The sequence below is a fragment of the Halanaerobium sehlinense genome, assembly GCF_055379485.1.
Window position 1 is genome coordinate 2,637,236 of the sequence record NZ_AP042442.1, and the last position, 21,444, is coordinate 2,658,679.

General features: G+C 32.6%; 17 protein-coding genes. 3 read left to right on the plus strand and 14 right to left on the minus strand.

The window, feature by feature from the left end:
- The 4 genes from ACZ446_RS12860 to ACZ446_RS12875 all read right to left on the minus strand — a co-directional run bounded on the left by ACZ446_RS12860 (position 1) and on the right by ACZ446_RS12875 (position 7,808).
- The gene (locus tag ACZ446_RS12860; RefSeq protein ID WP_464392946.1) at positions 1-3,756 is read right to left on the minus strand and encodes a DUF445 family protein; all 3,756 of its coding nucleotides are present in this window, start codon (positions 3,754-3,756) and stop codon (positions 1-3) included.
- Entirely contained in the window at positions 3,747-4,799 is a 1,053-nt protein-coding gene (corA, locus tag ACZ446_RS12865) for a magnesium/cobalt transporter CorA (RefSeq protein ID WP_464392947.1), read from the minus strand. The genes ACZ446_RS12860 and corA overlap by 10 nt, the downstream gene beginning before the upstream one ends.
- A 243-nt stretch (positions 4,800-5,042) precedes the next feature.
- A complete protein-coding gene (locus ACZ446_RS12870; RefSeq protein ID WP_464392948.1) occupies positions 5,043-6,887 on the minus strand; it encodes a sensor domain-containing diguanylate cyclase/phosphohydrolase in 1,845 nt (614 codons plus the stop codon).
- A 33-nt stretch (positions 6,888-6,920) separates the two neighbouring features.
- A complete protein-coding gene (locus tag ACZ446_RS12875; RefSeq protein ID WP_464392949.1) occupies positions 6,921-7,808 on the minus strand; it encodes a cation diffusion facilitator family transporter in 888 nt (295 codons plus the stop codon).
- Positions 7,809-7,964: 156 nt separating this feature from the next.
- On the opposite strand from ACZ446_RS12875, the gene ACZ446_RS12880 reads away from it, so the two are divergent.
- The 3 genes from ACZ446_RS12880 (at position 7,965) to ACZ446_RS12890 (ending at position 11,985) form a co-directional block, all read left to right on the plus strand.
- Positions 7,965-9,671: a LytS/YhcK type 5TM receptor domain-containing protein gene (locus ACZ446_RS12880; protein ID WP_464392950.1), complete on the plus strand. Its 1,707-nt coding sequence runs from the start codon at positions 7,965-7,967 to the stop codon at positions 9,669-9,671.
- Complete coding sequence (locus tag ACZ446_RS12885) at positions 9,668-10,441, plus strand: LytR/AlgR family response regulator transcription factor (RefSeq protein ID WP_464392951.1); 774 nt, start codon at positions 9,668-9,670, stop codon at positions 10,439-10,441. The genes ACZ446_RS12880 and ACZ446_RS12885 overlap by 4 nt, the downstream gene beginning before the upstream one ends.
- Positions 10,442-10,548: 107 nt before the next feature.
- The gene (locus tag ACZ446_RS12890; RefSeq protein WP_464392952.1) at positions 10,549-11,985 is read left to right on the plus strand and encodes a carbon starvation CstA family protein; all 1,437 of its coding nucleotides are present in this window, start codon (positions 10,549-10,551) and stop codon (positions 11,983-11,985) included.
- A 180-nt stretch (positions 11,986-12,165) separates the two neighbouring features.
- Here ACZ446_RS12890 and ACZ446_RS12895 read toward each other — a convergent pair whose 3' ends face one another.
- From ACZ446_RS12895 to ACZ446_RS12940, 10 genes are all read right to left on the minus strand, one after another.
- A complete protein-coding gene (locus tag ACZ446_RS12895; RefSeq protein WP_464392953.1) occupies positions 12,166-12,459 on the minus strand; it encodes a DUF2325 domain-containing protein in 294 nt (97 codons plus the stop codon).
- 171 nt (positions 12,460-12,630) lie between these two features.
- Positions 12,631-12,780: a hypothetical protein gene (locus ACZ446_RS12900; protein ID WP_464392954.1), complete on the minus strand. Its 150-nt coding sequence runs from the start codon at positions 12,778-12,780 to the stop codon at positions 12,631-12,633.
- Between the two features lie 99 nt (positions 12,781-12,879).
- A complete protein-coding gene (locus tag ACZ446_RS12905; RefSeq protein WP_464392955.1) occupies positions 12,880-13,053 on the minus strand; it encodes a hypothetical protein in 174 nt (57 codons plus the stop codon).
- A 93-nt stretch (positions 13,054-13,146) separates the two neighbouring features.
- Entirely contained in the window at positions 13,147-15,195 is a 2,049-nt protein-coding gene (gene feoB, locus ACZ446_RS12910; protein WP_464392956.1) for a ferrous iron transport protein B, read from the minus strand.
- Positions 15,195-15,425, minus strand: coding sequence for a FeoA family protein (locus ACZ446_RS12915; RefSeq protein ID WP_464392957.1), 231 nt, complete (start codon positions 15,423-15,425; stop codon positions 15,195-15,197). Before ACZ446_RS12915 ends, feoB begins: the two co-directional genes overlap by 1 nt.
- 5 nt (positions 15,426-15,430) lie before the next feature.
- A complete protein-coding gene (locus tag ACZ446_RS12920; RefSeq protein ID WP_464392958.1) occupies positions 15,431-16,108 on the minus strand; it encodes a metal-dependent transcriptional regulator in 678 nt (225 codons plus the stop codon).
- Between the two features lie 333 nt (positions 16,109-16,441).
- Positions 16,442-17,077, minus strand: a complete 636-nt coding sequence (locus ACZ446_RS12925) for an ABC transporter ATP-binding protein (RefSeq protein WP_464392959.1) — start codon at positions 17,075-17,077, stop codon at positions 16,442-16,444.
- Positions 17,061-18,710, minus strand: a complete 1,650-nt coding sequence (locus tag ACZ446_RS12930) for an ABC transporter permease (protein ID WP_464392960.1) — start codon at positions 18,708-18,710, stop codon at positions 17,061-17,063. The genes ACZ446_RS12925 and ACZ446_RS12930 overlap by 17 nt, the downstream gene beginning before the upstream one ends.
- A gap of 18 nt (positions 18,711-18,728) precedes the next feature.
- A complete protein-coding gene (locus ACZ446_RS12935; RefSeq protein ID WP_464392961.1) occupies positions 18,729-19,748 on the minus strand; it encodes a Fe(3+) ABC transporter substrate-binding protein in 1,020 nt (339 codons plus the stop codon).
- 434 nt (positions 19,749-20,182) lie between these two features.
- Entirely contained in the window at positions 20,183-21,379 is a 1,197-nt protein-coding gene (locus tag ACZ446_RS12940) for an EAL and HDOD domain-containing protein (RefSeq protein ID WP_464392962.1), read from the minus strand.
- Positions 21,380-21,444: the final 65 nt, after the last annotated feature.

Genomic DNA, 21,444 nt, shown 5'->3' on the forward strand with positions numbered 1-21,444 from the left:
TTAAATCACCGTTCTTAAAAGCAACTGAAGCAGACCAAAAACACCGCCAAACCAACCATATTGTTTAAGATGATTGAAATATTTTCCCGCAAAACTGTCAAAAACAGCCTCTATTTCTGCTGGATTCATTTTTCGAATTTCTTTGGCAGTCAGCTCTTTTAACTCAAGGCTTGAAAGTAAAGCTTCAGAATTGGCTTTGAAACTATCAACTCCTGCTTCAATTACTAAAGCCAATAAAAATCTTAGACTATCTCTGTCCATTTCTGTTTTTAATGTATCAGCTAGTTTTAAAATCTCAGCCTCAAGTTGATTTAGTAAAGATTTCCTTAATTCTTGATCATCTAATAATGAGCAGCTATTTTCTTTGAATTTTGCTAAAAATTGAGGATTAAAATACTCAGCATCTAACAACTTAAGCTCAGCAAACATTTTTTCTATTTCCTGATTTAGGAAATCAAAGTTAAGCTGCTTTATTAATTGAGTAAGCTCTTTTCTAAAATTATCTGCAGAAATTAATTTTTTAAACTGGATTAAAAGCTCTAACTTCTGTTCAAGATTTAAATAATCATTTATAAAAAACTCAACAAATTCAGATTCTATGCTTAAGTTTAAGGAAAAAAGTTTTTTGCTTTCTGATTTGAAAGTTAAATCAATTAAATCTGTTAAAAGATCGTCATTTAAATATAAGCTTTTTGTTAAAATATCCGTCCCAGCTTCTGTAGTTAATAGTTCTTTCAGCAGCTGATTAATCTTCATTTGATCTTTTGTCAATAATTCTTTATTATCATCAATTTTCTTTATAAATGAAAAATATAATTTTTTTAATTTACTTCTGTTTTCTATTAAATACTTTTCCTCAAGCCCCTGAAAAACTAATGCCACAACTGAATCTACAAATTCATCTAGATCAGCCATGTAAATTGCCCCAGAGATCAAGGTGTTTTTAAGCAGACCACCTTTTTTCTCTTTTTCTTTTTCAATAATTTCGTCTTTTTTGAAGTTAATCAGACGAGCTGTCTTTTCCTGCTGTTCTAAAAACAGATTTAAACCCTGATCTAAATAAAAATCAACTTCTCTTTTGGCATGATCAATCAAATATTCTTTTGAATCAAAATCAATCTCTTTTTCAAATAAATAAGGTACTAAAAATTTAATTATTGGATAAAGTTCTTTATTCTGCATGAAATTTTTCAATTCTTTTGAATTAAATTCTAATTTATATTCTCCAGCAGCTGCTTCTATTATCGTATTCACTTTAAAGCCGGAACTGAGTCTGGATTCTAAATTAAAACAGTCATTATCTTCTGCTAAATATTTATTAAGTTCAAGGGCAAAATCAAATCCTTCAGCCTTCTTCATAAGCAATCTATTTAAATCTTTATTAAAAGCTTTTATCATGCTTTCAAAGTGCTGATAATCTAGTTCAGAAATTGTGTTTTTTAAACTGTTTAATATTTTCTTTGCTAAAATTTGATTATTTTCTGAAATCAGGTCAAAAAACTGCTGGTAATCATTCCCTTCAAAAAACTCTTCAGTCCTGGCTCTGATTTGCGATCGATTTTGTTCAATAATCTCCGCTGCAGAATTGGCTTTAAGCAGTTCTTTTTCTACAAATTTTCCCATAGAATTAGCAAACCGACTTCGATTTTTGGCTACTACTCCCGGGGTAAAAGGGATTTTAAGGCCAGCTATGTTTTTCTGCTGATAGGGATGAAAGATCATCCAGATTGCTAAAACATTGGTTAACCAGCCGACTCCACCATATAATAAGGCTGAGCTTAAATATTCAATCCAGATTGGAAAAGAATTAAAAACAGCTGCTTCTGCTCCACTGGCAGCAAAGATGGAACCGGCTGCAGCGCCCAACAAAGCTCCTAAATAAGTAATTGGTTTTAATTCTTTACCCATAAAATCTTCTATAGCAGCTTGAACTTCCTGGTCAGAAAGCTGATGTAAATTTGTTGATGCTGCTTCAGTAATTTTACCTTCTAATAACTCAGGAAGATTATTATAGAAGAAAGTTGAAATTGATTCAGTTAAATCTGTAACAGCTTCTGGATTGTCTCTAAAAACTCTATAGAAAGACGATATTTCTTTGGCTGCTGCTTTATTTTTTAAATGCTCAAGCGAATTTTGGATTGAATCTTTGAATTCAGATTTAGAATTATTAATTTCGTTATTTAAAATAGCAAAGAAGTTTTCATTAAGATAGGATACAGCTTGTAGCTTAAATCTTTCTTCTGCCTGCATAAACTTATAAAATTTAGCTGCTGCAGTTTTCTTCTTATTATTAACTGTAGGCTTTGTAATTAAATCTTTTAACCTAAAATCAAATAGATAATCAACCATAATATCTATTGATTCTGATTCACTGCTCAACTTTTTAATAAAGGAGAACAACAAATCAGTAATTTTATCTGAAAAATAGCCCTGAGCGAAAAAATCTTCAGAAAAAAGTTCAATTAACCTTTTGTCTCTATTTTGCTGGTAAAAATCCCAGATTAAAGTTTCCAAATTATTAGTAACTTCTTCCAAATCAATGTTACTTACTAATTTATTTATCTTTATTTCTTTTATTTTGCTGAAAAAGAATTCAGTTATCTTATGATGACTATCAGCATTCTGATTACCTTTAAAATAATTTTTTAGATAAGTTGTTGGTAAACCATATTCATCTATATTTTCTCGATATTTACTATAAATACCCTGACGACTCATTGCTTTGAAGCCAGTACTGGACTCTATCTCAGCTTCTACAGCTTCAAATATCAAGCTGTTTAATTCATTTTCTTCTTCAGTTAAAAAATCTAACAGTTCTGATTCTCCAACAGATATAATTTTTTCTAATTCAGCCTTTAATTCTGCTTTAACTTCTTCGGTTAAGAAATCTTCTAAAATATAATCAGAATTATTAAGCTCAATCTTGATATTTATTAATATTTCTTTTAAGATATTCCTGATTCCTGCTTTATCTTGCTTTTTTTCAATTTCAGTTTGACTTTTAAAAAGATCACTAATTCTTATTTTTTTTATCTCATTTATTATGTTTTTACTAAATTTTTCGATATTGAGTAGTTCTTTGGTTTTCTCTTTAAAATCATTCTTTTCAATCTGGTTCAGACTTTGATAATTAGTTTTAAAATATTCATTTAGTTTTTTTATTATAGTTCTAAGCTGTTCCCTGCTCTCAACATTTAAAAGTTCTCTGAGCTTTTTATTCTGCAGCTGCTCATAAAATTCAACTATTATTTTTTCTGCTGTAGATTCAGATTTCATTTTTTCTAGAATTTTGCTGTAAATTTCTTCAGTAATTTTTTTCTGATTGGAATCAGAAATCAGCTTATTTAATTCAACTTTTCGTAAATGGCCACTGCTGACAGCCAAAAGCTCCACTATTGAAATAGCCGCTGACTCTGTCAATACCCCAAAATTATCTTCCCAGGCAGGTATATCAGAAATTAAAGTTTCAGAACTATGACTTTCCAAATGATTATTTATAAAATCAGCTACAGTTCTACCAAACTCATTTTTGAATTTAGGATGAGAAAATTCCTCTTTTAAAGTATGGTGATTAATCAAATCTCTTTCAACTAAAGCAGAAATACTATCAATAAACTCATTTTTAGTTTTTATTACCACTCCCCCAAGTGGACCATACTCTTTAAAAATCATCTTTAATGCCAGATTATTTGTTAAATAACCAGTTACCGCTCCTGTTCCTGCTGCCGAAATAATTGCTAATAAATCTAAAGCCATTTTTTGTTCCTAAAATAAATTAATTGAACAACGGCAATTACCAGCATTAAAATAATCACAGCAGGATAAGCAATTTGATAGTTAAGTTCTGGCATATATCTGAAATTCATCCCATAAATTCCAGCAATAAAAGTAAGGGGAATAAAAATTGTAGAAATTACAGTCAAAAACTGCATTACTTCATTCATTTTGTTGCTCTTGTTTGAAAGGTAGATTTCCAGCATGCTGGAAAGCATATCCCGGCCAACATCTATTTCATCCATTAGCTGTCCCACATGATCATAAACATCACGCAGATAATAGTCTGTCTCTTTTGATAAAAGTGGTGATTCAACTCGATATAGATTACCTAAAATTGTATTTAAAGGCCAGATTGTTTTCCGCAAAAAGACTATTTCCTGTTTTAAATTCTGAATTAGCTCCAAAGTATCAGGACCTGTTTTAGCTGCAACAACCAGATCATCCAACTCCTCAAGTACTTCTTCGTTTCTTTCTAAAATATGAAAATAATTATCAACAACTGCATCTAATAAGGCATAGAATAAATAATCTGCCCCTTTTTTTCTGATTTGGCCTTTATTTTCTTCAATCCGAACCCTAACTGGATTAAAATCATCTCCATGAGCTTCTTGAAAAGTTATCACAGCATTTTCTAACAGAATTAAACTTACCTGTTCTGACTGTATGTACTCTCCCTGATAACTCAACATATCTAAAATTGTAATTATATAATTATCAAACTCTTCTTTTTTAGGACGCTGTCTGGTATTTGTAATATCTTCTAAAGTAAGTGGATGTAAATTAATCAAATCTCCAACTTCTTTTACCAGCTCAACATCATGAATTCCTGTAATATTGATCCAATTAACATAGCTCTCCGCTTCAATCAGCCCTGATGAAAATTCTTCTATTTTTTGACGCTGAATATTATCTTCATTAAATCTAATTAATTCAATTTCTGCATCAATTTCTTTTTCTATACCGTGTAAAGTTCCTGGTGTATGACCAATTTCACTTGATTTTATTCGAGAAAATTTTCTCATCTGCTCCCTCCTTTATTTATTTATCCACATTAACAGCTATAAGATCCAATAAAAGGGGCTTAATTTACAAATTTTCGATTATTGTAAATAATAATCATTTTTAATATCCACAATTTGTGGATAACCTGTTGGTAACCAGGGTGATTAATCCACATTTTTTGTTAATTAATTGTTAACAACTGTGGATAAAACACCTGTTTTGTTAGTAACTTGTGGATAACATATCTCTGACTTGTTTATATTCTATTTATTTTTATTATTTAAAAAATTGATAAATTTATCCACAATTTCTGGATCAAATATTTTTTCTTTATAATAATTTAATTCATCAATAATCTCCTTTTCTTCTAAAGCCCCAAAATAATATTTGTTTTTCAGCAGAGGAAAATAAATATTTGATTTTAGTTTACTATAAAAATTTACTACTGAAAAAAGTCTGCTTAAATATGGAATTTGATCTCCTTTTAAAGCCTGAGGCCAACCACTCCCATCAAAATGCTCCTGATGAGAATAAATAAGATCACATATATCGCCTAGATCCCGGTAATAAGCAGCAAAAACTGCTGAATTAATCACATACTTTTGATACTCATGCCATTCTAAATCTGTTAATTCGGCACCTTTTTTAACTATATTTTTTGCAAGAGCTAATTTGCCCAGATCATGATGTTCTGCTAAAAGCAGCAGCTTAGATTTTTCTTTTTGATTTAAATTAAAATATTCTGCAGCCTCTTTAGAGATTTTTAAAAGAATATTTCCCTGCCTAAGATTTAAGTAATTATTTTTTTCTACATGATTTAAGATTGATCTGTAAAACTTGCTTTCTGTACTTTTTTTATATTTATTGAAATTTATTTTGCTGACTCCATCGTTAAAAAACTTATTTGCACTGAGCTTTGGAATTTCTTTTTCCATTGAAACTGCAGCTGTATCTATATAAATTCCATTAATATTTATTTCTGCCAACTCTTTTTTTATCGAAGTTAAAGTTTTGTCTATCTCAGATCTATTCTGGTTTTTTAAAATAACTGCAAAATGATCAGCACATAAATGAGCAGCTAATTTATCCTCATCTCCTATTTTAGCTAAAATTAAAGCAATTTCTTTTAGAACCTTATTTCCTTTCTGACAGCCAAAAAATTTATTAATTAGATGAAAATTTTCTACATTAATTAAAATTAAAGCTAAATTGTCTTTTTTATTTTGATTCAATTCTTCAAATAATTGATTAAAATATTCCTTATTATAGAGGCCGGTAAGCCTGTCATATCTCTTAATATAATTTAATTTCTCTTCCTGCTTTTCTAAGTCTGTTATATCATAAGATGCTCCCACGATCTCTTCTACTCTTCCATTTCTAACAACAGGATATAAAGTTGTCTGCCATGCTTTGTGACCGGCTGGAAAAGTTATTTTTTCAGTATAATTAATTCTTTCTTTTTTTCTTAAACATCTACTGTATTTTTCCTCTAATTCAGCAGCTACTTCTTCACTAAAAACCTGATTAACCCTTCTACCTCTAATTTCTTCATTTGTTAAAGCGGTCAAGCGCTCATGGGTTTCATTAATTCTTTTGTAATAAAAATTATCATCACAATCAACTCGAATTAAAAATATAGCATCATGAGTATGATCAATAATAGTCCGATAGTCCTTTAATTTTTCTTCTCTAGCTTTTAACTTTTCTTTTTTCTTTTTTTGTTTAAGCATTGTTAATAATAAAAGATTGGCAAAAGTCGAATAGCCATCATCTTTATTAAAAATAGCTGTTAAATTATTGATATTCTCATAATCCAGAGCCAGCTCTTTATCAGTTTCAGTTAAAAGCATAATACTTGATTCTTTAAATTCTTTTTCAGCCAGCATTAATAAATCTAAACCCGAAAATATTTCAGCTTCTCGATTTTCAGCTATTATAATATCGATATCATTATTTTTATAAAGATAATTAACTGCCTTCCTATTATCACTAAAATCCTCGACTAGTTCAAAGTCAAGATTATTAATCTTTCCTGCTGCCTGATTAAGATAAGATTTTATTTTATTTTTCTCTATTATATCTTTGACAATAGTAATAATTTTTAACACTTTAGCCCTCTCCCATATTATAAAGTAGTAAATTTATTTTTGATGAACAGAAAGTGGATCTACATGTACCAGTACATCTTTAACATCATCACTATTATTAATAATCATATTTTCTACCTGACAGGCAATATTATGACCATCAGCTACTGAAAGCTGGTCTTTAACAACAATTTTTAGATCAACTATATAGTTGGGGCCATAGCTCCTCAGCTTAATATCATGGATCTCAATCACACCCTCAATCTCCGCTGCTAAAGCTCTAATTTCATTAATTTTTTCTTTAGCAGGACGTCCATCCATTAATTCATAAGAAGTATCACGCATAATTTCATAGCCAACTTTTAAAATTAAAAGAGCTACAACCAACCCGGCCAGTGGATCTAAAAATCTAAAACCTAATTTTGCTCCTCCAATACCAATTAAAGCCGCAATTGATGATAAAGCATCGGAACGGTGATGATGAGCATCTGCAATCAGACCTCTGCTGTTAATTTCTTCTCCAATTTTTATTGTAAACCTATAAAGTAATTCTTTAACTATGATTGAAATAAAAGCTGCAAATAAAGCCCAGCTTCCAGGCTCAGCAATATTTCCACTCATAATTGTCAGGACTGCATCTCGCCCGAGAAAAAAAGCAGTCAAAATTAAGATAACTGCTAAAATATTAGTCCCCAGAGCTTCTGCTTTTTCGTGCCCATAAGGATGATTTTTATCAGCTGGAGTCTCAGAAAATTTAATACTGGCCATCACAATTATTGTTGAAGCCATATCTGAAACAGAGTGAAAACCATCTGCAATTAAAGCCTTACTATTAGCGAAAAAGCCAATAAAAATTTTAAGTAAAGCAAGCAAAGTATTACTTATAAGGCTAATAATCGATATCTTTTTACCCTGCTGAAAACGCATATTTTCTTCTTCCATTTTTGACCTCCTAAATCTTTTAAATACATTTTCTCTACTATATCCTTAAGTATATCAATTCAATTAAATAATAGCAATCAATCAGATTTGAATAAAGAATTATAATGTAGTATTATTTACTTAAGTGCTGGCTTTGACTTTTCAAAGGAGAGGATCATGTTTAATAATAGAATTCTAGACTTGTTATTTACCTTATTTAAAAGCATGAGTGTTATTGCTACTTTTGCATATATTCTCAGCCGTCTCAGTAGTGTAAAACACATTTTTGATGATAATTTCAATAAATATGAAAAAATATTTTTAACCATTTTCTTTGCTGTGCTGTCGATAACTGGAACTTTTTTGGGAATTATTATTATGGACGCCTATGCTAATATTCGTGCTATCGGTGCTTTAATGGGCGGTATTCTTGGTGGCCCACTTGTTGGAATGACAGCAGGTTTGATTGCCGGTCTACACCGCTTTTCACTTGGTGGTTTTACTGCTTTAGCCTGTGCAGTTGGTACAACTTCCAGTGGACTAATCGGTGGTCTATTCTATAAAAAATATAAAAATAATGAAATTAACTTTAAAGATGGTTTTTTAATTGGTATTTTAGCTCTAACAATTGAAATGATTATTGTTGTGGTCTTTAGTCGTCCAATTAGCCAGGCAGTCGAACTGGTTAAAATTATTGCAATCCCCATGATTTTAAGTAACAGTATGGGCATTGCTATTTTTATCAGTATTCTAAACAAAGTAAAGGAAGATAATGAAAAAATTAGAGCCTTTCAGGCAGAAAAAGTTCTTTCTATTGCTGATCGCTCTCTACCTTTACTCCAAAATGACTTAAATCCAGAAGCTGCTGCAGAAATTATTAAAATGATTAAAAAAGAAAGCCAGGTTGATGCAGTATCACTAACTGACAACGAAAAAGTCATCGCCTTTACGGGAACCGGAGAGGATCATCATTTAGTAGATGAAAAACTAAAAACAGAAGCCAGCCGCAGAGCAATAGCCGAAAAAAAGACAATTTTAATAGACAATCAAAAAGATATTAACTGTAAAGATAACAGCTGTCAGTTAACTGATGCCGTTATTACTCCTTTAAAAATTGAAGATAATGTTTATGGCCTCTTAAAATTATACCGCTGTAATCAAAAGATAACTGTGCTTGATATTAAATTAGCTGAAGGAATAGCAAGCTTTTTAGCTACTCAAATTAAACTTGCTAAATTATCAAAACAGGCTGAACTAAAAAGTGAAGCTGAGCTAAAAGCTTTACAGGCCCAAATCAATCCTCATTTTCTTTTTAATTCACTAAATGCTGTAGCTGCAACCTGCAGAACTAAACCAAAACAGGCCAGGGAACTGCTGATAAAATTAGCAGGTATTTTCCGCAGAACTTTAAAAAGAGATGTTTATCAAATAACTTTAGCAGAAGAAATAGATTTTTGTAAAGACTATTTAAGTATAGAAAAAGCTCGACTTGATAAAAGGCTTGAAGTCAAATGGAAAATACCTTTTGAATTAAAAGATATAATAATTCCTCCTTTTATTATTCAACCTTTAATCGAGAATTCTATTAAACATGGAATCTATCCCCAGGAAAAGGGAGGCAGAATAGTCATCAGTGCCCAAAAAATAGCTGATAAACTTCAAATTACCATCGAAGATAATGGTCGTGGAATTTCTCGTGAAAAAATTTCTGAAATTGAAAAAGGTGCTAATGACCGAATAGGTATTAATAACATTCAGGAGAGACTGAACTCTGTCTATGGAAATAGTGCTGAATTTATAATCGAACCTAAAACTAATCAGGGTACTCGCAATATAATCAATATTCCTTCTGAATTTCTTTTTGAGAGGAGAAAAGCAAATTGATAATCAAAACTATGATTGTCGAAGATGAGAAGCTGGCCCGAGATGAATTGAAATTTCTAATTGAAGAAGCATCCGACTTTGAAGTTATCTCTGAAGCTGCAGATGGGAAAAAAGCTCTTGAAATCTTAAAAAAAGAAAAAATTGATTTACTATTTTTAGATATTCAGATCCCAGGTCAAAGCGGAATCGAAATTGCTAGAATTTTAAACCAGCAGCAAAACGCTCCCTACATTATTTTTACAACAGCTTATGATGAATATGCAGTTGAAGCTTTTCAGCTGTCTGCTGTAGATTATCTGTTAAAACCAATTTCAGATCAGCGGCTGCAGGAAGGCTTGGAAAAAGCAAAAAAAGAAATTATGGAAAATAAAAATAATTTTAATCAGCAGTTAGAAAATCTTTTTGCCAACTTAAATAGTTCGAGACAAAAAAAATGCCTGAATAAAATTGCAGTTATGGAAAAAGATTATTATCTGATGCTTGATTTTAAAGATATCTATTATTTTTCAACAAAAGATAAAAAGGTCTGGGCTCACTGTTACAAAAAATCGTACATGACCCAGTTCCAGCTCAAAGATTTAGAAAATATGCTGCCAGAACAGTTTTTTCGAATCCATAAAAGCTACATTGTTAATCTAAAACATATCAAGGCTGTAATCCCCTGGTTTAAAGGTAAATATCAGGTTTTAATGGAAGACTACTCTGAACACAAAATTCCTGTCAGCAGATCAAAGGTTGATCAGATAAATAAACTGTTAAATCTTAAATAATGCAATTGAGTATAATATTTTTACAATTCAGTTAAGATGCCTTTTCTAATTCCCTAATCAGAGTATAATTAACTTGTAATAAAAAAACTTTTAGGGGGTTATATTTAATGGCATCTTTTCTTATTTCTTTAGCGGTCTTAATTATTGGTTATTTTACTTATGGGAAAATCGTAGACAGAATTTTTGATTCACAGCCGGAACGAGAAACTCCTGCAATTTCAATGGAGGACGGTGTGGATTACATAGCTATGGATTGGAAAAAAGCTTTTTTAATCCAGTTCCTTAACATTGCTGGTTTAGGACCCATTTTTGGTGCAATTGCTGGTGCTTTATGGGGACCTAGTGCATTTCTCTGGATAGTATTTGGGACAATTTTTGCCGGTGGTGTTCATGATTATCTATCTGGAATGCTTTCAATTCGCTCTGGAGGAGCTTCCATTTCTGAGATTATTGGGGAAAATCTTGGAGGCACAATTAGACAGATCATGCGTGTTTTCAGCATAGTGCTTTTAGTTTTAGTTGGAACTGTATTTATGACCGGACCAGCTCTGCTTTTAGCAAACCTAACACCTGGCTTTATGGGAGTAAATATCTGGCTGCTGATCATCTTAGGTTATTATTTCATCGCAACTTTCTTACCGGTTGATAAAATTATTGGTAAGTTATATCCAATCTTCGGTCTGGCACTCTTAATTATGGCTTTGGGTGTTGGTGGAGGCTTGATCTTTGGTGATTATAATATCCCAAATATTGCTTTAAATAATCTTCATCCTGGTGAACTACCAATGTGGCCTTTATTATTTGTAACAATTGCCTGTGGTGCAATTAGTGGTTTCCACTCAACTCAATCACCAATTATGGCTCGCTGTACTACCAGTGAAAAAGAAGGACGCAAAATTTTCTATGGTGCTATGGTAGCAGAAGGTATTGTAGCTCTAATCTGGGCAGCTGCAGCTATGACATTCTTCCAGGGAACTGGCGGCTTAAATGAAGCCTTAGCTTCACTTGGTGGACCTGCTGGTGTTGTCCATGAAATCACCGGTACTATGATGGGAGTTGTCGGTGGAGTTCTGGCAATGTTAGGTGTAATTGCTGCTCCAATTACTTCTGGAGATACAGCTTTTAGAAGTGTGCGCCTAACTTTATCTGATATTTTTGGACTGGAACAGAAATCTGTTAAAAATAGATTAATGCTTGCTATTCCAATCTTTATTGTTGGTGGAGCTTTATCTCAGATCAACTTTGATGCTCTTTGGAGATATTTTGCCTGGTCAAATCAGACAGTGGCAATGGTTGTTTTATGGGCCGGAGCAATGTGGCTTGCTAAGCGCGGCAAAAATCACTGGATTGCTTCAATTCCAGCTTTCTTTATGACAGGTGTTTCTGTAACCTATATTCTCTATGCACCTGAAGGATTCCAGCTTGCTTATAACTTCTCAGTTATAGCCGGTATTGTAGTTGCTATTATCACAATGGGTATTTACATTAAGAAAATTAACAGCACCCACTTTGAAGAAGAAATTATGGTCCAGGAAGCAGTTTGATTTTACTATATAATGGTACTCTATATTAGATAAAATTAGTAATTATATACCCACAGGCCGTGAGTTTAATACCTAAGGCCTGTGGTTTTTTGATTAAAGTACTCAAGTTTAAAACTAAAAAATTTAAAGCTAAAAAATTAATCTTAAATAATATCATCCATCTCACCTTTAGATGAGAAATTACTGAACAAATGCAGCTCTCCTCTGCAGCTTCTTATAAATTGCTGACCAGCTGCGGCGGGCATAAATAACACTAACTCCACTATTTTTAGCAGCTCTTTTTACTTTGCGCATTACAGCATGATTAATATAATCAGTCATGACCAGCACAAAATCTGTCTCAGACGGAATTTCGAAATTCCTAAACTTTGATTTTTTACGTCCATCAAGGTGGATAATCTCCTCAAAACCCAAATTTTTAACATTATCTCTAATCGACCCTAAATTATCTGCACCAACTATCATCAATGACATTCTACTCTCCTCCTCAAATTAATTTATATAATTTTTTGATTTTCCATCCACTTAAGTCCGAGCTATATTAAGTATTTTAAATTCATTTTAAATCTAAATAAAAAATAAATTAATAACTTATTATTAATTGAAAACGATTCTCATTATCATCTAAATATAAAAAATATATTCTTATATTTCTTTACTATCATCCTCACAGCAATCATCACTACCACAATTACAGTCTCCACAACCGTCTCCTGCGAAAGCTAAATGTCTCAATGAGTTCCCACCATATAACACAACAGTTAAAAAAATTAAAACAGTTAATTGGTTAATCATTTAAATCACTCCCTCTTTAAATTTTATTTAAAAATAAGTAAATTCTTCTCTTTTAAAAATAATAACTGGAAGTCTACACTTCCTATATTATAAAGTTAACTAATCATCAATCACAATATTATCAAAATTATATTCTTTACCACCTGCCACCGGACAGCTTTTATCACTGCATCCAGCACAGGGACTATCTGTTCCCTTAATTCCACCATAAACTTTTTTTCCGATATAGTAAAGACTTCCAAGACCTAAAACTCCTAAGAATAGATATTCCATAAAAATATTAACCTCCTTAAGTCAAAAAATTAAATCTAGTTTTAAGAGCAGACAATCTTATTGATTTAACTAAAATTGCCTGCTTAATAATTTTTAATTTCCTATACCAAGCAGCATTCCACCTTGGTAAATTACAAAGGAGACTACCCAGGCTAAAGCAAACAAATAAGAAGCTGTAATTAAAGGCCATTTCCAGCTCTGAGTTTCTGATTTCACTGCTCCTAAAGTTGCGATGCACGGAGTATAGATCAGAACCATTGTTAAGAATGAATAAGCTGCCAGGGGACTGAAGTTTGCTGTTAGAGCAGCTCTCAATCCGCCTTCTCCTGCAGCATAAACAACACCGAGAGTTCCGACAACAACCTCTTTGGCTAAGATACCAAAAACAAGGGATGATGCTGCCTGCCAGCTGCCAAAGCCTAATGGCTCAAAGATTGGAGCCACCAGCTGCCCAAACTGTCCGATCAAACTCTGAGCTGAAGCATACTCTACACCCAGCGGTAAATTAGCCAGCACCCAGATTAGAACTACAACAGAGAAAATAATTGTTCCTGCTTTTTTGATAAAGGCACCTACCTTTTCCCACATATGAATAAAGACACCTTTTAAGGTTGGGAATCTGTAGGGAGGTAGTTCCATAACAAAGTGTGATCTCTCACCTTTAAATAATAATTTATTGAAAACTCCCGCCATAATCACTGCCATAACAATCCCCAGTGCATAAAGTGAAAAGACAACTGTACTTGCGTGGTTGGGAAATAATGCACCCGCAAAAACTACATAAACCGGTAACCTGGCTGAACAGGACATCAGCGGATTAATTAAAATTGAAATAATACGATCCCGTTTGCTGTCTAAGGTTCTTGTCGCCATTACTCCTGGTACATTACAACCAAAACCAACAATCATCGGAATAAAGGACTTGCCGTGCAGTCCAAGCTTACTCATTACCTTATCCATTACATAAGCAGCTCTCGACATATAGCCGCTGTCCTCTAAAACACCGATTGCTAAAAATAAGAGGAAAATATTTGGAATAAAGACCAGCACTGAACCTACACCACCAATAATTCCATCAGTTATAAAGGAAGTTATTAGTGGAGAAACACCAGCTCCTACTAAGAGGCCGCCGATCCAACCACCTGCAGCTTCGAAAAAAGTCTCTATATAACCGATTAACGGGTCACCAAGTGTAAAGGTGAATTTAAAAATCCCCCACATAACAGCCATAAAAATCGGAATACCGAGATATTTATTGGTTATAACTGCATCAATTTTATCAGATACATTTTCCGGCTCCTGATCTTCCTCAGGTCGTTGAACACTTTCTGCAATAACTTTATTTATAAATTCATATTTTCGATCAATAATAATGTTGTCAAAATCATCTTCTGCTTTAAGCTCCCTCTCGGCAATTAAACTTTTAATTTTTTTGGCTTTAGAAACACCAACTTCTCTTTCTAAAAGTTTTACCGCTTCAGGATCATGCTCTATCAATTTAACTGCTGCCCAGCGCTGATTAATATTACGAGTAAAATCATACTCCTTAAGCAATGAAACTATTTCTGTTATTAAAGCTTCTACTTCACTTCCATAATCAATCTTTAGCGCAGCTTCAGATAAGTCACGGTTTTGAATAGTTTCTTTTAGAAGCTTATCAATACCTCTTCCTCTGCTGGCAACAGTTTCTACAACAGGTGTGCCAAGCATCTGACCAAGTTTCTTTTTATTTATTTTAATACCTTTTTTCTCAGCTTCATCAGCCATATTTAAAACTGCTATTAAATCTACACCCATTTCTAAAAGCTGCACAGTAAAGTATAGATTTCGATCCAGATTAGAAGAGTTAATAATATTTAAGACTACATCATAATCTCCTGCAGTCAAAAAATCTCTCGCCACTACCTCATCTTCTGAATAAGCTCCCAAAGAATATGTACCCGGAAGATCTATTACTTCCAGTGAATAATTCTGATAAGCTGCCCTACCTGTTTTCTTCTCAACTGTTACTCCTGGCCAATTACCAACATGCTGTCTGGAACCAGTTAGTTCATTGAACATCGTTGTTTTCCCTGAGTTTGGATTACCTGCTAAAGCAACCTTTACTTCACTATTTCTTCTCTTACTTTTATTTAAAGCCATTAATTTTCACATCCTTTAATATCTACTATAACTTTATGAGCCATTCCACGACCAAGTGCAACCCTGTTATCGCCAAGCGCAACAATCAAAGGACCACCTGAACTTCTGTGTATTTTTACTTTTTTACCACTGACAAAACCTAAATCTGTTAATTTACCCTTTGCAGTTCTACCGCCAACTATTTCTTTAATGCAGGCTGTCTCACCTGCTCTTAACATTGCTAAAGGCATCAACTTTAAACCTCCTTAACCAAAATTTCTGCTGCTTCATTCTGGCGTAAACTTAGACTATATCCTCTGACCTTAACTTCAATTGGATCCCCCATTGGTGCTTTTCCTTTGACTTCAACTTTAGAACCTCTATTTAAACCCATATCCATTAGTTTTCTTTTTAAACGACCTTTGGTCTGGATTTTTACTACCTCTGCTTTTGAACCAACTTTAATCTTATCTAACATAATATTTTCTGCTGCCATTTTTGCTTCCTCCTTATTTGCCTTCAGCTTAAAAGCACAATTTTGTTCTTTAAGATAATTATTTTGGGTAAGATAATCAACCATCTTTAAAAAACTTTCTTCACTCAGAGCATGTTCCATACTGCAGGCATCCTGATCAGCAGTTTTCTTACTAACTCCAAGTGTCTTATTTAAAAACAAGTATAAAATTTGATGTCGACAGCGAATCTTTTCTGCTGTCTTAAGGCCGCTATCAGTTAGTTTGATCGGTCCATACTTTTCTTGACTAATCAAACCTTCCTGATTTAACTTTTTTAAGCCCTGATTAACAGAAGATGCTGCTATTCCTAAATCATTTGCTATATCTGTCACTCTAGCTGATCCATTTTTTTTAATTAAATTGAAAATAGTTTCTAAATAATCTTCAAGAGATTCTGATAAATTTATTCTCGCTTCCACTTTTTTTCCCCCATTTTTTAGGTTGACCTAAAACTATAATAAAAAAATATAATAATTTAAATTTTAATTCAGAATTTTTTCTGTTTTTAATTACCAGTAAAAAGAACTAAAACTAGAAACTTATATTTTTAATTGAAAACGATTCTCAACTTCAAGTAAAATTATATATAAAAAGCTTACTTTTGTCAAGATATTTTTCAAAAAAAATCATTTAAGATCCCTGATATAACAGTAATCAGTAATCATTACTAATAAGTAGATTTTTAATATTCTTTCTTAGTTAATTTAATTATACCCCCAAGCTAATTAGCTCAGGAATTTAAAATACCAAAACTAGCTCATTAAAATTTCTCTGGCCTGCATGAATTCTGCATCTTCTCTATCATGAGAAACTAAAACTGTTGTAATCCCAATTTCTTTAATAATTTCATTTAGTTCTCCTCTGATCTTATCTTTTAGTTCAGCATCCAGGTTACTGAAAGGTTCATCCAACAGCAATAATTCCGGCCCGGGAGCCAGGGTTCTGGCCAAAGCAATCCGCTGCTGCTGTCCACCTGAAAGCTGATGGGGATAACGTTTTTCAAAGCCCTCTAAATTTACAAGCTTCAATAATTCACTGACCCTTGCTTTTTTCTCACTTTTATTTAAAAAATCGATTCCAAAAGCAATGTTTTTCTCTACACTCAGATGAGGAAAAAGAGCATAATCCTGAAAAACCATACCTACTTCTCTTTTTTCAGGCGGCAGAAAAATATTATCAGCAGCTGCCTTTTTACCAGCAATAGAAATTTCTCCTGATTCAGGTATTTCAAGCCCGGCAATCAGGCGCAGCACAGTGCTTTTACCACTACCGCTGGCACCTACCAGAGCAGCAATTTCTCCCTTTTTAATCTTAAGATTAAAATCCTTAATTATTTTTTCTTCTTTTTTGTGATAAGCAAAAGTAAGCTTACTAATTTTTAGCTGCATTATTTTTCCTCCTTTTCTGATGAGTTATCAAATAGATTGCCACCGCTGAAAAGAAAATTAAAACTAATGAAAGATCAGCAGCCCTGTAAATCATCTCATCAGAGGCATATTCAAAGGCTTTGGTTGCCAGTGTATCAAAATTAAAGGGTCTTAAAATCATAGTCAGCGGCAGCTCTTTCATAATTTCTATAAAGACAAGCAGAAAACCGCTCATTAAAGCAGGTTTGAGCATTGGTAAATCAACTTTAAAAAAGCTTTCAGTTACTCCCTTACCGAGAGTTCTTGCGGCTTCAAAATAACTTTCTCCAATTTTATCGTAGCCGCTGTTAACGGAATTGAAGGCAATTCCCATAAAACGAACTGCATAGGCAAAAATCAGCATAATTAGCGTGCTGCTCAGTAAAATATTTATTTTCAGACCGAGTATTGAATTTAAATAGATAAACAGCTGATCAAGCTGCAGCATAAATAGCAGAATGCCAACTGCAATTACTGCTCCTGGAATAGAATAACCTAAAATTGTTATTCTGGCCAGAATATTTGAGATAAAATTGGAACTCATCCGAGCTGTGCTGGCAACTATTACTGCAGCAGCCAGAATCAACAGTGCTGAACCGCCTCCAGTCAAAAAAGAATAGAAAGCAAAACTCAATGTTTCCAGCAGTTCTCCACCTCGACTTAAAAAACTCCAGTATAAAAGCTGAGCCAGCGGCAGTAAAAATCCAGCTGTAAAAACTGCATAAGTAAATAGCTGAGCTAAAATCTTTTTAGTTCCCTTTAACTCTCTCCGTTTAAGAGGTCTGACATTAGAAGTAGAATAACTGTATTTTCTGCCTCCCCGCATTAATTTTTCAATAAATAGTACCACAAAAATAACCAGCATCGCCATCACTGCCAGCCTAACTGCTGTCGGCAGGTCGCCCATTCCAAACCAACTTTTGAAAATTGCTGTAGTAAAGGTACTGATGCCAAAATATTTTACAACACCATAGTCATTTAAAACCTCCATCATCACCAGACTGCTGCCGGCAACAACTGCTCCTCTTGATAAAGGTAATATTATTTTAAAAAATATCCTGCTGTCACTTTTACCTAAAAGTCTTGAGCTTTCGAGCAGAGAAGCTGACTGTTTAGCCAGAAAAGCTTTGGTCATTAAAAAAACATAGGGAAAAAGAAAAATCGTATAAATAAATAAAGCCCCTCTGATGTTCATAAAATCAAAATACTGCTGTGAAATCTTCAGTTGAAATTCATTCCGCAGTAATGACTGCAGGGGGCCTGTATAACTGAATATTCCCTGATAAATATAAGCACCTATATAAGGTGGTATAGCCAGGGGCAAAATTAGCCCCCAGCTCAAAAAGTTTCTGCCAGGAAAATCATAGGCAGCTATTAACCAGGCCAGCAGAGCTCCCAAAAGAGCTGTTAAAAAACCGGAAGCAATTACTAATATCAGGGAGTTTTGAAAGTAATTTAAGAGAAGGTAATCTCTAACATGCTCCCAGTTTTCACTGGCTTCTCCAAATAAGTTAATTATAATATTTATATTTGGAATCAAAAGCAGGGTAATTATTAAAGCTGTCAGCAGAAACCAGCCTGGTGAACCCTGCTTTATTCTCTTTAATAGCTGCATAATTATCCCAACCTTTCTTTACTGCCAGCCAACTCGATTAAAGATCTTAACTGCTGTCTCATTATGAACACCAAGCTCAGTTAAATTAATAGACTGTGTTTCAAAATCTCCCCAGGACTGAAGCAATTCTGATGCTTCTACATCAGGATTAACTGGATATTCGTAATTTGCTGAAGCAAAAAACTTTTGTGCTGAAGCTGAACTTAAATATTCCAGCAGTTTAACGGCATTTTCTTTATTTGGAGCATATTTTGTTACACCAGCTCCACTGACATTGACATGGGTTCCATTTTCGCCGTCAGGAAAGTGAATACCCACATTTTCAGCTACCTCTACCTCAGCTGGATTATCTGAGTTAACCATTTTACCTATATAATAGGTGTTCATAATTGCCAGATTTCCTTCACCTGCTGCAACTGCTGTTGCCTGAGCTCTATCATTACCCTGAGGTTTGCGAGCCATATTATCAACAATACCAGCAGCCCACTCTTCAGCCCATTCTTCTCCATAAATTGAAACCAGAGAAGCTAAAAGGGATTGATTATAAATATTTGCTGAAGATCTTACCAGAATTTCATCCTGCCACTTATCTGAAGTTAAATCTGCATAAGAACCCAATTCAGATGGGTCAACTCTGTCCTTAGCATAAACAATTACTCTACCCCGCATGGTCAGACCATACCAGTAGTTATCTTCATCTTTTAAATTAGCTGGAACATTTTGAGTCAGTGCTTCAGTTTTTACAGACTGCAGAATTCCTCGAGTTTTTGCTCTATGTAATCTACCTGCATCTGCTGTTATCAAAAGATCAGCCGGAGTATTTTCGCCTTCTCTAGCAATTCTTTCGATTAACTGATCAGAATCTCCTTTAAGCACATTGACTTCGATCCCTGTTTCTTCTGTAAACCGATCCAGTATTTCCTCATCCGTATCATAATGACGATTTGTATAGAGGTTTACCTCTCCTGCTGCCAGAACTGAAGTTCCTAAACTAACAAAAAGTCCTATTAAAACTGTTAATATAAGTAATTTTTTCACTTTAAATCCTCCTAAAATTTTGTTTTTGAAAATGATTCTCAATTTCGTGCGATTTTAATTATAACTAAACCAATTTGTTTTGTCAAGATTAAAAGTAAAAAAAACATCTTTATGATCCCTGCCATGACAACTATTAGTAATTGTTACTAATAGTAATTTTATTGTTTTAAATATAGTTTACAATCAAACTATTCAAATTTATTTACTAATTTAAAGCTTTTTAATCTTTTTCTAATCTTTATTTAAAGTTTTTCTAATAATCGAATGCTATTATATAATTGTAGCAAAGAGATAAACTTTGTTATCCCCTTTTTGAAGCTGTTGCAGAGGACAGCTTTAAGCATAGATAAAAGTAATAGATACTTTTCTCCTTGTTTTAACCGCCTTTTTCCCGAGGCGGTTTTTTTATTTTGTAATATCTTGGATATTATAATTTAATAAGTAATCTTAAAAATTTCTTCAGCATTTTCTATTGCTTCTAAATATTCTTCAGTAACTGATTTCACATCTAAAGAATAATCATTCAGATCTTGCCATTTTGATTTTTCATAAATTTCTATAATACTTAAAATATCTCCTAATTTACCTTCTTTAGAAATCAAAGCTTCTTTGAATTCATTTTTCATTGATATTTGAGGAAGAACTTCTTTTAAATCTCTATCCAAATAAGCGTTAATTAAAGAAAACATCCCAAGTATAAATAAATCTTCATCTATATCGAAATGTTTTTTAAGCGATTCAGCAAAATAAGCTCTTATTAACGAGGTAATTAACAAAATATCTGGTTTGCTGCTGTTTAAACTTTTAAAAGAGTATAAAAGACTCCATTTTTTTAATTTATCTATACCCAAAAGTACTATCCCCTGTCTAATTGAATTAATATCATATCCATATGCAGCAGAATTTACTAGTCTTAAAAGGCTGTAAGACATTGATAAATCCTGTTTTATATAATTTTCTATTTTTTTAAAATCTGGATTCTTTTTCTTCAACTCTTTTATTATCTTAAAGTAACTTTCTTTAAAAGGTTCTACTTTTTTTCCAGATACAATGTCCGGCTTAGTAAAATAAAACCCCTGATAATAATCATAATCAAATCTTTTTGCTTCTTTTAAATGTGAATGATTTTCTATCTTTTCAGCTAAAAACTTTACTTTCTTATTATATTTGCTTTTAATTAAATACAATGTTTCTTTTCTAACTCTTTTAGTAGTATTCAAAAAGTCTATTTTTATAATATCAGCAATTTTAATAAGTTCTATGAGTGATTCTTTATATTCAAAATCATCAAGAACTATTTTAAATCCCTGACTTTTTAATTCTTTACAAATTTTTATTATTTCTTCATCAACTTCAACTGTTTCAAGTATTTCAATATAAATAGAATCACTTGATAATATATCAGATATTTTGTTTTTAATCATTTTAGAAGTAAAGTTAATAAAGGCCGGTTTATTTTGAGTTAAATTAGAAAGACCAATTGATTCTAAACTATTCATTATAACTTCCGCAGTAGCCTTCTCGCCATCAATGATTTTATTACCTTTTGATGATCTAAATAATAATTCGTAAGCAAACAGATTTTCATTTTTATCTAAAATCGGTTGTCTACCAACCATTATATTTTCCATCTTTAGCATCTCCATTTTATCTGATAATTTAATTATTGAACTTTTTAATTTATTTCCTATTGAAG

Excerpts from the sequence above, each read along its gene's own strand:
- ACZ446_RS12900 (WP_464392954.1), bottom strand. The coding sequence starts at position 12,780 with ATGATTAACCAATTAACTGTTTTAATTTTTTTAACTGTTGTGTTATAT.
- ACZ446_RS12905 (WP_464392955.1), bottom strand. The coding sequence starts at position 13,053 with ATGGAATATCTATTCTTAGGAGTTTTAGGTCTTGGAAGTCTTTACTAT.
- feoB (WP_464392956.1), bottom strand. The coding sequence starts at position 15,195 with ATGGCTTTAAATAAAAGTAAGAGAAGAAATAGTGAAGTAAAGGTTGCT.
- ACZ446_RS12895 (WP_464392953.1), bottom strand. The coding sequence starts at position 12,459 with ATGTCATTGATGATAGTTGGTGCAGATAATTTAGGGTCGATTAGAGAT.
- ACZ446_RS12925 (WP_464392959.1), bottom strand. The coding sequence starts at position 17,077 with ATGCAGCTAAAAATTAGTAAGCTTACTTTTGCTTATCACAAAAAAGAA.
- ACZ446_RS12930 (WP_464392960.1), bottom strand. The coding sequence starts at position 18,710 with ATGCAGCTATTAAAGAGAATAAAGCAGGGTTCACCAGGCTGGTTTCTG.
- ACZ446_RS12915 (WP_464392957.1), bottom strand. The coding sequence starts at position 15,425 with ATGCCTTTAGCAATGTTAAGAGCAGGTGAGACAGCCTGCATTAAAGAA.
- ACZ446_RS12890 (WP_464392952.1), top strand. The coding sequence starts at position 10,549 with ATGGCATCTTTTCTTATTTCTTTAGCGGTCTTAATTATTGGTTATTTT.
- ACZ446_RS12940 (WP_464392962.1), bottom strand. The coding sequence starts at position 21,379 with ATGGAAAATATAATGGTTGGTAGACAACCGATTTTAGATAAAAATGAA.
- corA (WP_464392947.1), bottom strand. The coding sequence starts at position 4,799 with ATGAGAAAATTTTCTCGAATAAAATCAAGTGAAATTGGTCATACACCA.
- ACZ446_RS12860 (WP_464392946.1), bottom strand. The coding sequence starts at position 3,756 with ATGGCTTTAGATTTATTAGCAATTATTTCGGCAGCAGGAACAGGAGCG.
- ACZ446_RS12880 (WP_464392950.1), top strand. The coding sequence starts at position 7,965 with ATGTTTAATAATAGAATTCTAGACTTGTTATTTACCTTATTTAAAAGC.
- ACZ446_RS12875 (WP_464392949.1), bottom strand. The coding sequence starts at position 7,808 with ATGGAAGAAGAAAATATGCGTTTTCAGCAGGGTAAAAAGATATCGATT.